Source organism: Pseudomonas umsongensis (assembly GCF_012647205.1).
GTDB lineage: Bacteria > Pseudomonadota > Gammaproteobacteria > Pseudomonadales > Pseudomonadaceae > Aquipseudomonas > Aquipseudomonas umsongensis.
This window is the reverse complement of sequence record NZ_CP051487.1, coordinates 5,615,389-5,627,382: the sequence shown is the minus strand read 5'-3', so window position 1 is coordinate 5,627,382 and position 11,994 is coordinate 5,615,389. Positions and strand designations below refer to the sequence as shown.

The 11,994-nt window shown below is 58.8% G+C and carries 10 protein-coding genes; 2 read left to right on the top strand and 8 right to left on the bottom strand.

The features are described from left to right. The first annotated feature begins 5 nt into the window (after positions 1–5). A complete protein-coding gene (locus HGP31_RS25380) occupies positions 6–941 on the top strand; it encodes a glutathione S-transferase family protein (protein WP_168758873.1) in 936 nt (311 codons plus the stop codon). A gap of 92 nt (positions 942–1,033) precedes the next feature. Here the strand turns inward: HGP31_RS25380 and HGP31_RS25375 are convergent, their stop codons facing one another. Further along, entirely contained in the window at positions 1,034–1,384 is a 351-nt protein-coding gene (locus tag HGP31_RS25375; protein WP_083349699.1) for a glutaredoxin family protein, read from the bottom strand. Further along, positions 1,384–2,388: a nucleoid-associated protein YejK gene (gene yejK / locus HGP31_RS25370; RefSeq protein WP_168758872.1), complete on the bottom strand. Its 1,005-nt coding sequence runs from the start codon at positions 2,386–2,388 to the stop codon at positions 1,384–1,386. Before yejK ends, HGP31_RS25375 begins: the two co-directional genes overlap by 1 nt. Positions 2,389–2,783: 395 nt before the next feature. Between yejK and HGP31_RS25365 the strand changes: the two genes are divergently transcribed. Next, the gene (locus HGP31_RS25365) at positions 2,784–3,065 is read left to right on the top strand and encodes an HU family DNA-binding protein (RefSeq protein WP_007905514.1); all 282 of its coding nucleotides are present in this window, start codon (positions 2,784–2,786) and stop codon (positions 3,063–3,065) included. Positions 3,066–3,137: 72 nt separating this feature from the next. Here HGP31_RS25365 and HGP31_RS25360 read toward each other — a convergent pair whose 3' ends face one another. The 6 genes from HGP31_RS25360 to HGP31_RS25335 form a co-directional block, all read right to left on the bottom strand. Next, positions 3,138–5,072, bottom strand: a complete 1,935-nt coding sequence (locus HGP31_RS25360; protein WP_168758871.1) for a reprolysin-like metallopeptidase — start codon at positions 5,070–5,072, stop codon at positions 3,138–3,140. Positions 5,073–5,275: 203 nt separating this feature from the next. Further along, positions 5,276–6,298 (bottom strand): 23S rRNA (adenine(1618)-N(6))-methyltransferase RlmF, encoded by a 1,023-nt coding sequence (gene rlmF, locus HGP31_RS25355; protein WP_168758870.1) that lies wholly within the window; start codon positions 6,296–6,298, stop codon positions 5,276–5,278. A 225-nt stretch (positions 6,299–6,523) separates the two neighbouring features. Then, the gene (locus tag HGP31_RS25350; protein WP_020799449.1) at positions 6,524–9,370 is read right to left on the bottom strand and encodes a valine--tRNA ligase; all 2,847 of its coding nucleotides are present in this window, start codon (positions 9,368–9,370) and stop codon (positions 6,524–6,526) included. 205 nt (positions 9,371–9,575) lie between these two features. Further along, positions 9,576–9,965: a hypothetical protein gene (locus tag HGP31_RS25345; protein WP_020799450.1), complete on the bottom strand. Its 390-nt coding sequence runs from the start codon at positions 9,963–9,965 to the stop codon at positions 9,576–9,578. 8 nt (positions 9,966–9,973) lie between these two features. Next, on the bottom strand, positions 9,974–10,402 hold the full coding sequence (locus HGP31_RS25340) for a DNA polymerase III subunit chi (protein WP_020799451.1): 429 nt from the start codon (positions 10,400–10,402) through the stop codon (positions 9,974–9,976). A gap of 61 nt (positions 10,403–10,463) precedes the next feature. Beyond that, the gene (locus HGP31_RS25335; protein ID WP_033039432.1) at positions 10,464–11,954 is read right to left on the bottom strand and encodes a leucyl aminopeptidase; all 1,491 of its coding nucleotides are present in this window, start codon (positions 11,952–11,954) and stop codon (positions 10,464–10,466) included. Positions 11,955–11,994 lie beyond the last annotated feature (40 nt).

Here is an 11,994-nt window from a genome sequence, read left to right as displayed (position 1 = left end):
CGAGCATGTCCGAGTTGATTCTTCATCATTACCCGACTTCCCCTTTTTCTGAAAAGGCCCGCTTGCTGCTGGGCTTCAAGGGGCTGTCCTGGCGCTCGGTGAACATTTCGCCGGTGATGCCAAAGCCTGACCTGACGGCCCTGACCGGAGGCTATCGCAAAACCCCGGTGTTGCAGGTTGGCGCCGATATTTATTGCGACACTTCGTTGATTGCCCGCCGCCTGGAACAGGAAAAGGCCTTGCCGGCGTTCTTCCCCGAAGGCCAGGAAATGATCGCGGCCTCCTTCGCCGCGTGGGCCGATTCGGTGGTGTTCCAGCATGCAGTCAGCCTGGTGTTTCAGCCGGAATCGGTAGCTGTGCGCTTTGGCAATATGCCGCCGGAAGCGATCAAGGCATTCATCGCCGACCGCGCCGCGTTGTTCAGCGGTGGCAGTGCTACACGCTTGTCCGCCGAGCAGGCCAAACACCAATGGCCGACGATCATGGCGCGCCTGGAGCAGCAGCTGCAGCGCGAGGAGGGCGATTATCTGTTTGGCGAGCCGTCGATTGCCGACTTCGCAATGGCTCATCCGCTGTGGTTCCTCAAGGCAACCGCCGTGACTTCACCGTTTGTGGATAGCTATCCGGCGGTGTCGGCCTGGTTGGCGCGGGTGCTCGGTTTCGGTCACGGTGCGCCGAGCGAGATGACTTCCGGACAAGCCCTGGAGGTGGCGCGCAATGCCACGCCGGTTGATCTGCCGGACGAGCAGTTTGCCGATCCGAACGGGTTCCAGCCCGGTCAGCAGGTGGTAATCGCCGCGACTGACTATGGTGTTGATCCAGTAGCGGGGGAGCTGCTTTTCGCCGGTCGCGAGGAATTGATTCTGCGTCGTAAAGACGAGCGCGGCGGTTGGGTGCATGTGCATTTTCCGCGGTTCGGGTTTCGCATCGAGGCCTGCTAAAAGCGAAAGATCGCAGCCTGCGGCAGCTCCTACAGGGGATCGATGTACACCCTGTAGGAGCTGCCGCAGGCTGCGATCTTTTGACCTTTAAATCATTTCAACGCCGCCAGAATCGCATCCGGGTCATACCCGCGAATCAACGTCCCGTTGACATCGATGATCGGAATCCCGCCGCCGCCCAGCGCCTGGTAAGCCTTGCGCGCTTCGTCATCCTTCTCGATATCGAATTCCTTGTAGGGAATGCCTTTCTGATCGAGAAAACGCCGGGTCAGCTTGCAGTAGCCGCACCACTCGGTGGCGTAAAGCACGACGTTGGCCTTGGCCTGGGTCTGCTCGGGCACTACTTGCGACGGGTTGAACACCCGCTCGATCTTGCCCCAATGCTGATAGACCACGACCACCAGCAGGATCAGCAGGCATTTCTTCAATACGCTACCGAGCATCAGTTGCGGCGCTTGAGCTGGTCGGTGAGCGACGTTGGCAGTCCCTTGATGATCAGCGTGCCGGCTTCTTCGTCGTACTCGATTTTCGAACCCAGCAGGTGCGCTTCGAAGCTGATGGACAGGCCTTCGGCGCGGCCGGTGAAACGGCGGAACTGGTTCAGGGTGCGTTTATCAGCCGGGATTTCTGGCGACAGGCCGTAGTCCTTGTTGCGGATATGGTCGTAGAAGGCTTTCGGGCGGTCCTCGTCGATCAGTTCCGATAACTCTTCCAGGCCCATCGGTTCGCCGAGCTTGGCCTGGCTGCTGGCGTAATCCACCAGGGTCTTGGTTTTCTCGCGCGCGTCGTCTTCGGGCAGGTCTTCGCTTTCGACGAAGTCACTGAAGGCCTTGAGCAGGGTTCGGGTTTCACCGGGGCCGTCAACGCCTTCCTGGCAACCGATGAAGTCGCGGAAATACTCCGAAACCTTTTTGCCATTCTTGCCTTTGATGAACGAAATGTACTGCTTGGACTGCTTGTTGTTCTGCCACTCCGACACGTTGATTCGCGCCGCCAGGTGCAACTGGCCCAGGTCCAGGTGACGGGAGGGGGTCACGTCCAGTTGTTCGGTCACCGCGACGCCTTCACTGTGGTGCAGCAGGGCGATCGCCAGGTAATCGGTCATGCCTTGCTGATAGTGGGCGAACAGCACGTGGCCGCCGACCGAGAGGTTGGACTCTTCCATGAGTTTTTGCAGGTGTTCCACCGCCACGCGGCTGAAGGCGGTGAAGTCTTTGCCGCCATCGAAGTACTCCTTCAGCCAGCCGCTGAACGGATGCGCCCCGGATTCGGCATGGAAGAAACCCCAGGCCTTGCCTTGTCTGGCGTTATAACTTTCGTTGAGGTCGGCAAGCATGTTCTCGATGGCGCTGGACTCGGCCAGCTCGGAGTCCCGAGCGTGCAGAACTGCAGGTGTGCCGTCGGGTTTTTTGTCGATCAGGTGGACGATGCAATGACGGATCGGCATGGGCTTCTCGGCTGAAGGAAGACGGGAGGGCGTGCTCCCCGAAAAAGCGCCCAGTGTACCGCAACCACTGGTTTTGGCGCGGTGCGAACGGCAATTGCGGGGCGACCGGTGGTGCTTATGCGTTTTTTTGCCGATTTAGAGCAATAAAGCTGACCAATTGGGTAGCTAGAGGCGGATATTTCCCCGCCTCTGTGCTAGTTTTGCGCGGTCTTACGCGTAGTCACTGCGTTAAGCGTGCATTCAGCATTTGTCAGGTCGAACCAAACCCTGATTTCGGAATCTATAACCCCGATCCCGTGGTTATTTGGCCGAGGGTGCCGGATCCAAAAGATCGGGCTCGATGGCTGACACTGCACTCTGCAATCCATATGAATTTGATAGGGAAGGAACACTACATGGCTCTTACTAAAGACCAACTGATCGCCGACATCGCTGAAGCTATCGACGCGCCAAAAACCACCGCGCGTAACGCTCTGGACCAACTGGGCCAAATCGTTGCCGATCAGCTGGAAAACGGCGGCGAAATCACTCTGCCAGGTATCGGCAAACTGAAAGTGACTGAGCGTCCTGCCCGTACTGGCCGTAACCCTTCGACTGGCGCCGCCATCGAAATCGCTGCCAAGAAAGTGATCAAGCTGGTTGTGGCTAAAGGCCTGACCGACGCTGTTAACAAGTAAGACTTGTTAAAAAAAACCGTGCGCCGGAGTGATCCGGGCACGGTTTTTTTGTGTCTGCGATTCTGAGGCGGATTATGGAGTAATGACGAAATCCGTTGGAGAGACTGCAAAGAAGATATTGTCCTCGCAGCTCACAGAGAGGCGAGCCTTTACTGTGTTCACAAGAGGAAGTTTTACCGCTGCACTCCCATTGTTTAACCGCTTGGTAACCAAAGGCTCCTTCAGAAAGTTATGACCACCGTCGATTGACAGATGCACGGCAACTCGAAGACAACTGATGGGTTGAACATCTGTCCCGGCCACGTTCCAGGCAATGTCATAGATTTCGCCTGCTTTCCAGTTCACGGAGCTGCTCGGTACTGTTACAGCAAACGCTGTACCTGTGTCCACAACCCCGACCTTGACGTTCGCTTTAGCAGTGGTTGGATGCACGGCCTGGTTATCCCGCACTGTCAGGTTGAAGTTCAAATCACGGGATTTTTTCGGATACAGGTCGCCAGGGGTGGGTAACTTTTCGTTCAATATTACCGGGAGAGAGGGGTAGGTTCGTTCATTCGATGACGATGGGAGTAGAGGTATAGAAAGATTTCCATATCCGGGATCATCTGTTATTTCGGTAGGTAGGGGCCCATTCATCGGGTCCCACGCGTACGTTAGTGCTGCGTTGGGGGCGCTGTGCAGCACTGTTGCTGACAATCTGAACGGAGTGTTAGCGGGAACACGCATATGAGGCATGGGCAAAGAGTCGTGATCGATCCATGGGGCGTTGACTGGATTTAATGCTTTGGTGGCACATTGACCACCGAGGGACTGTAGCCAAGCGTGCATTTCATCAAGGGACAAGGCATGGAAGTATGCATATCTTGGACTGCCGTATCCCATTATCTGATTACCCTCGAAAACATGTTGAGCGCCGAGTTTGTGCCCGAACTCGTGCACGGTGGTCTCAAAAAACTTCGGGGCGTTTACTGGGTCGTGGTGTCCTGAATCTCCGTAGGCCGTATGCTTTTTGGGCGCGGGAGTGCCTCCCTCAACAACGCAGGTGTTGCCTATTCCCCCCGCACTGCCGCCTTCATGTGGAGTGAACATGAAGCCAACATCATAGCTATTTGCACCTATCAACCGGTCCATCAGCTTTCTGTTTGACTCGTGCCAGGTAAAACCATCGTTGATGGGATCCAGCGCGGGGTCCGTCAAGATGAGTTTGTCATTTTCATCAGTCAGCGTGAAACTCACTCCCAAATCTCGTTCAAAAACCCGATTTACTCGATTGACCGTATTGACGACTGCGAACAGACCATCTTCGACGGTGCCACCAAAAGCTTGGGTGAATCCGCTGTTTGAAGTAATAGCCACTCGAAAGTTATAGAGAATATTTCCCCGGGGCACGCCATATGGCGGTGTGGCGGTGGATGGCTCGCTCTCTGAGTCGATTGACGGTTTTTCCGGTGGTATATCAAATTGACTGAAGCTGAAGTAACGGGCTGCCTTTTCACCCGTCGCCTGGGTATTGCCCTGTGCATTCCAGGCTCGCTGAATCAGCCACACGTCCTGACCGTTTGAAATGGAAGCGCGTAGCGACTTGCTTGACAGGTCAAGACTTACCAAGCGACCACTACTATCGCGCCCCTTGAAACTGAGTATGTTTGGGAAACGCTTGGCGAGAGCGGTGGGTATGACGCCTGATTGAAGCAAGTTGAATTGGCTGAATCCGCCCTGAGGTAAGGGCAGGCTCACCTGACGCGACGATGATCCTTCCTGGCCGGATTTACCGGTAGCGGACAGATATTGATGAAGGCCTGGCAGGTCTAGATGGAGTTCTCGGTAGTGCGAGGGAATAGCTGATCCCTCGTTTGTCTGGGGTTGGGCAGGAACCGAATCGACCGGTTTGACTTCGTGCCAAAAACTTTCGCTCTCGCTAGCGGAAGCGGGCAGCATCGAAGCGCTGCTCAGGCAAAATGCATACAGGCATCTACGGATCGGTGTTGCGAGTGTTTGCAGGCGCATGTTGTGGACTCCAGAGCTTTTCTGATGGTCCATTACAATGCAGCTGAATTTTTCGGGGTGATACTGTCATAAATAACAGTCAGTCTCCTCTGGAGACTGGAAGTTGTTCTAAATATGCTTTTACTTCTGAATAACAAACGCCCCGGTATTTCGGGGCGTTTGTAGCCTGTTGGCTTTCAGAAAAATGGCTTGCCAGCCTACATTCAACTAGTGCGAGCCCAACGCTCACGCCAGACTTGTTGTTCGGATTTTGTCTGAAAGGTCCAGGCCACAAAGCGGCTCTGTTTCTGGCCCTGGGACATTTCCACCACCTGGCTTTCCAATGCGCCAGCCTTTTTCAGGGCCGTCTGGATTGCCGGCAGGTTCGAAGCTTTCGATACCAGGGTACTGAACCACAACACCTGCTGACCCACCTGAGCGCTCTCGCTGATCAGTTGGGTGACGAATCGCGCTTCACCGCCCTCACACCACAATTCCGCCGCCTGACCGCCAAAATTCAGCACTGGCAGTTTGCGTTTCGGATCGGCCTTGCCCAGCGCGCGCCATTTACGGCTGCTGCCTCGGGTGGCTTCCTCCAACGAGGCGTGGAAGGGTGGGTTGCACATCGTCAAGTCAAACCGCTCGGCGCTCTCGAGCAGGCCCAGCAAAATATGCTTGCGGTTGCCCTGCTGGCGAATCTGGATGGCCTTGTTCAAACCGTTGGACTGGATGATGGCCCTGGCGGCGGCGATGGCGGTGGCGTCGATTTCCGAGCCGAGGAACTGCCAGCGGTAGTCGCTATGACCGATCAACGGATACACGCAGTTGGCGCCCATGCCCACGTCCAGCACCTTGACCGCGGCGCCCCGGGGGATCTCGCCATCATTGCCGCTGGCCAGCAGGTCGGCGAGGAAGTGCACGTAGTCCGCACGCCCTGGAACGGGTGGACACAGATAGTCAGCCGGAATGTCCCAGTGGGCGATGCCGTAGAACGACTTCAGCAGCGCCCGGTTGAACACCCGCACCGCGTCCGGGCTGGCGAAGTCGATGCTTTCCTTGCCGTAGGGGTTGATGATCACGAACTTCGCCAGTTCCGGCGTGGTCTTGATCAGCGCCGGGAAGTCGTAACGACCCTGGTGGCGGTTGCGCGGATGCAAGCTGGCCTTTTCGCGCGGCTCCACGGCTTTGGCCGGAGTCACGGATTCGGGCTTTTTACGCGCAGGTTTGGGTGTACGGGGGGCGGTCATGGGTGTGATCGATTCGGGTATGGCTAAAAGTGGCGGCTATTGTCCCACATCCAACCGTAATCGGTGCGCCCCTGTAGGAGCTGCCGCAGGCTGCGATCTTTTGATCTTGCTTTTAAAAAACAAGATCAAAAGATCGCAGCCTGCGGCAGCTCCTACAGGGGGATTTGCGGTGGACATAAAAAAGGGAGGCCACTTGGGTCTCCCTTTTTTTATTGCGATTTGCCGTTACAGACTGGCAATCCGCGCATGCTGCTCGGCCAGCTTGCCCAGAGCCTGTTCGGCTTCGGCCAGTTTGGCGCGTTCCTTGTCGATAACTTCGGCCGGAGCCTTGTCAACAAACCCGGCGTTGGACAGCTTGCCACCGACGCGTTGCACTTCGCCTTGCAGGCGCTGGATTTCCTTGTCCAGACGCGCAAGCTCGGCACCTTTGTCGATCAGGCCAGCCATTGGCACCAGCACTTCCATCTCGCCGACCAGGGCAGTGGCGGACAGCGGTGCTTCTTCGCCAGCAGCCAGCACGGTGATCGATTCCAGGCGCGCCAGCTTCTTCAGCAGGGCTTCGTTCTCGGTCAGGCGACGCTGGTCTTCTGCACTGACGTTCTTCAGGAACAGCGGCAGCGGTTTGCCCGGGCCGATGTTCATCTCGCCACGGATGTTACGCGTGCCGAGCATCAGGCCCTTGAGCCATTCGATGTCGTCTTCGGCGGCCTGGTCGATGCGCGCTTCATTGGCCACTGGCCAAGGTTGCAGCATGATCGTCTTGCCTTCGATACCGGCCAGCGGCGCGACGCGCTGCCAGATTTCTTCGGTGATGAACGGCATGAACGGGTGCGCCAGGCGCAAGGCAACTTCGAGCACGCGAACCAGGGTGCGACGGGTGCCGCGCTGGCGTTCGACCGGGGCGTTTTCGTCCCACAGCACTGGCTTGGACAGTTCCAGGTACCAGTCGCAATACTGGTTCCAGATGAACTCGTACAAGGCTTGCGCGGCCAGGTCGAAACGGAACTGGTCGAGCTGGCGGGTGACTTCGGCTTCGGTGCGTTGCAGCTGCGAAATGATCCAGCGGTCAGCCAGAGAGAGCTCGTAGGCTTCGCCGTTCTGGCCGCAGTCTTCGCCCTTGTCCAGCACGTAGCGCGCGGCGTTCCAGATCTTGTTGCAGAAGTTGCGATAGCCTTCGACGCGGCCCATGTCGAACTTGATGTCGCGACCGGTGGACGCCAGCGAGCAGAAGGTGAAGCGCAGGGCGTCGGTGCCGTAGCTGGCGATACCCTCGGCGAACTCTTCACGGGTCTGCTTCTCGATCTTCTTCGCCAGTTTCGGCTGCATCATGCCGGAGGTGCGTTTCTGCACCAGCTCTTCGAGCTCGATACCGTCGATGATGTCCAGTGGGTCCAGGACGTTGCCCTTGGACTTGGACATCTTCTGGCCTTGGCCATCACGCACCAGGCCGTGCACGTACACGGTCTTGAACGGCACCTGCGGTGTGCCGTCTTCGTTCTTCACCAAATGCATGGTGAGCATGATCATCCGGGCAACCCAGAAGAAAATAATGTCGAAGCCGGTGACCAGGACGTCGGTGGAGTGGAATTTCTTCAGGAATTCGGTCTGTTCCGGCCAGCCGAGCGTGGAGAAGGTCCACAGGCCCGAGCTGAACCAGGTGTCGAGTACGTCGTTGTCCTGTTGCAGCGCGACGTCCGGGCCGAGGTTGTGCTTGGCGCGCACTTCGGCTTCGTCGCGACCGACGTAGACTTTGCCCGACTCGTCGTACCAGGCTGGAATCCGGTGGCCCCACCACAGCTGACGGCTGATGCACCAGTCCTGGATGTCACGCATCCACGAGAAGTACATGTTTTCGTACTGTTTCGGCACGAACTGGATGCGACCGTCCTCGACGGCGGCAATCGCAGGTTCGGCCAACGGCTTGGTGGACACATACCACTGGTCGGTCAGCCACGGCTCGATGATGGTGCCGGAACGGTCGCCTTTCGGTACTTTCAGGGCGTGATCGTCGACGCTGACCAGCAGGCCCGCGGCCTCGAACGCCGCAACGATCTGTTTACGCGCTTCGAAACGGTCCAGGCCGGCATACTCGGCCGGGATCTTGCCGTCGATCGTTTCGTTCAAAGTGCCATCGAGGTTGAACGCCTGAACGGCTGGCAAGACATGGGCGTTCTTGTCGAAGATGTTCAGCAGCGGCAGGTTGTGGCGCTTGCCGACTTCGTAGTCATTGAAATCGTGGGCCGGGGTGATTTTCACGCAGCCGGTGCCGAATTCGGGATCGCAGTAATCGTCGGCGATGATCGGGATGCGGCGGCCGACCAGCGGCAGCTCGACAAATTTACCGATCAGGGCTTTGTAGCGCTCATCGTTCGGGTTAACCGCGACGGCGGAGTCGCCGAGCATGGTTTCCGGGCGGGTGGTCGCGACGATCAGGAACGGGTTGCCTTCAGCGGTCTTGGCGCCATCGGCCAACGGGTACTTCAGGTTCCACAGGAAACCTTTTTCGTCGTGGTTTTCCACTTCAAGGTCGGAAATCGCCGTGTGCAGCTTGGTGTCCCAGTTGACCAGGCGCTTGCCGCGGTAGATCAGGCCGTCTTCGTGCAAGCGCACGAACGCTTCCTTCACGGCTTCCGAGAGGCCGTCATCCATGGTGAAGCGCTCGCGGCTCCAGTCCACGGACGAGCCGAGACGACGGATCTGACGGCTGATATTGCCGCCGGACTGATCCTTCCATTCCCAGACTTTCTCGAGGAATTTGTCGCGGCCCAGGTCGTGGCGATTCTGGCCCTGGGCTTCGAGTTGACGCTCCACCAGCATTTGCGTGGCGATACCGGCGTGGTCGGTACCCGGTTGCCACAGGGTGTTGCGACCCTGCATGCGGCGGAAACGGATCAGGGCGTCCATGATCGCGTTGTTGAAGCCGTGTCCCATGTGCAGGCTGCCGGTGACGTTCGGCGGCGGGATCATGATGGTGTAGGACTCGCCCGCGCCTTGCGGGGCGAAGTAATTCTCTGACTCCCAGGTGTTGTACCAGGAAGTTTCAATGGCGTGCGGCTGGTAGGTCTTATCCATGCGCGGCGGGACCCTATTGGCATTAATTCAGGAAAAGCCGACGAGTATAGCGGGGCATCAAGGATAGGGCGAGCAGGTGCAGACAGGCGCAGAGCGAATGTGGGAGCGAGCCTGCTCGCGAAAGCGTTGTGCCAGTCGACTTAAAGGGTGACTGTTACACCGCCTTCGCGAGCAGGCTCGCTCCCACAGGGGGGCAGTGTGTGGTTCAGTCGTTGTACTGACTGAGAAGCCGTTCCATGCGCGCGCTGAGGCGGCGTTTGATTTCGGTTTCGATGTGCGGCGCGAAGTCGTCGATCACGTCTTGCATGATCAATTGCGCAGCGGCGCGCAGTTCGCTGTCGAGGTAGAGCAGGGCGTCGGCGTTCTGATTGGCGCTCGGCGCGGGTTCGGCAGCAGGTTTGAGGGGTGTTGGTGCGACGGCCGGCGCGGGTTCGCGGACGGTGTCGAACAACATCGGGATCTGTTCCTGGTCACCTTCCTCGACCGTGTCGGTCAGCAGCGGTGGTTGCAGGTTGTCATCGCCGAGCAGTTGGCGGATCGACTCGAGGTCGTCCAGCAGGTGCGCGGATTGTTGCAGCGGTTTTGGAGTGTCCATCGGAATGCTCAGAGTCGCTGTAAACGGTGATCTTGCAGAGGATAGCCCTGTTCGCGGTAGAAACGGAAACTCTCCCGCGCAGCCGTGCGTATGACCGGATCTTCAACCACCACTTCCGCCACGCGGGCGAAACGCTGGGCAAAGGCCGGTACTTTCAGGTCGAGATTGACCAGCAGGTCCTGATGCGAACCGCAGTCATCGCCAACGCCCAGCACGATCAGGCTGTCGGGCTCATTTTCAGCGGGGCCGTGGGGCACGAAGCTTTCACCCTTGAATGCCCACAGGCGCGCATCGAGATCGTCACGCTGGGCCGCATCGCTGCAATGCAGGTAGACGCGATGGCCCATGCGCCAGGCTTTTTCGGTGAGCTTGCAGGCGAAGTCCAGCCGCGCCGAAGGATCGGCGCTGGGCAGGATATAAAAGTCGACTTTGGTCATTGCGGTTCCTGAGCCCGGGTCGACGTCGCCCAAAAGTGACGTCGCCCCAGGGTCATTGGTTTCAGGCTTTGGCACGGTCCAGCAGGTATTGGGTCAGCAGCGGAACCGGACGACCGGTGGCGCCCTTGTCCTTGCCGCCGCTGGTCCAGGCGGTGCCGGCGATGTCCAGGTGCGCCCAGTTCAGGTTCTTGGTGAAGCGCGACAGGAAGCAAGCCGCGGTGATGGTGCCGGCTTTCGGACCGCCGATATTGGCGATGTCGGCGAACGGGCTGTCCAGCTGCTCCTGGTACTCATCGAACAGCGGCAGTTGCCAGGCGCGGTCGTCGGCAGCCTTGCCGGCGCTGAGCAGTTGGTCGATCAATTGCTCGTTGTTGCCCAGCAGGCCCGAGGTATGGGAGCCCAGTGCAACCACGCAGGCGCCGGTCAGGGTGGCGATGTCGATCACCGCTTGCGGCTTGAATCGCTCGGAGTAGGTCAGGGCGTCGCACAGCACCAGACGGCCTTCGGCGTCGGTATTGAGGATTTCCACGGTCTGGCCGCTCATGGTGGTAACGATGTCGCCCGGGCGCGAAGCGTTGCCGCTGGGCATGTTCTCGGCGCAAGCCAGGATGCACACCAGGTTGATCGGCAGTTTCAGTTCGAGCACGGCACGCACGGTGCCGAACACGCTGGCGGCGCCGCCCATGTCGTACTTCATTTCATCCATGCCGGCACCCGGCTTGAGGCTGATGCCGCCGGTGTCGAACGTGATGCCCTTACCGACCAGGGCGTAGGGCTTCTCGGACTTCTTGCCACCGTTATATTGCATGACGATCAGGCGTGGCGGTTGGGCGCTGCCCTGGCCGACGGCGTAGAACGAGCCCATGCCCAGGGCCTTGATCTTTTTCTCGTCGAGGACTTCGACTTTCAGGTCCTTGAATTGCTTGCCGAGGTTTTTCGCTTGCTCGCCGAGGAAGGTCGGGTGGCAGATGTTCGGCGGCAGGTTGCCCAGGTCACGGGTAAACGCCATGCCGTTGGCGATGGCGGTGGCGTGGGTCACGGCGCGTTGCACTTCAGCCTCGGCGGCCTTGATGGTCACCAGGGTGATTTTCTTCAGCGCGCGCGGCTCGGCTTTCTGGCTCTTGAACTGGTCGAACTGGTATTCGCCGTCCACCAGGGTTTCGGCCAGCAGGCGGGTCTTGCCATAGCTGTCGCGGCCCTTGACCACGATTTCGTCCAGGGCCAGCACGGCGTCGCTGCCACCCAGGCCTTTGAGCGTGTTGAGGATGCCGGCAACGATTTTGCGGAACGGGCGGTCACCCAGTTCTTCGTCCTTGCCCACGCCGACCAGCAATACGCGTTCGGCTTTCAGGTTCGGCAGGCTGTGCAGCAACAGGCTCTGGCCAACCTTGCCGGCCAGGTCGCCGCGCTTGAGTACGGCACTGATGGCGCCAGCGCTGAGTTCGTCGAGCTGTTTGGCAACGGCGCCGAGCTTGCGGCCCTCGCCGACGGCAACCACCAGCGTGGCGGTTTTCAACGTTTGCGGGTTGACGCTTTTTACAACCAGTTCCATGTCCGGATCCCTGAATTGATGGTCAATAGCAAGCGCTGGA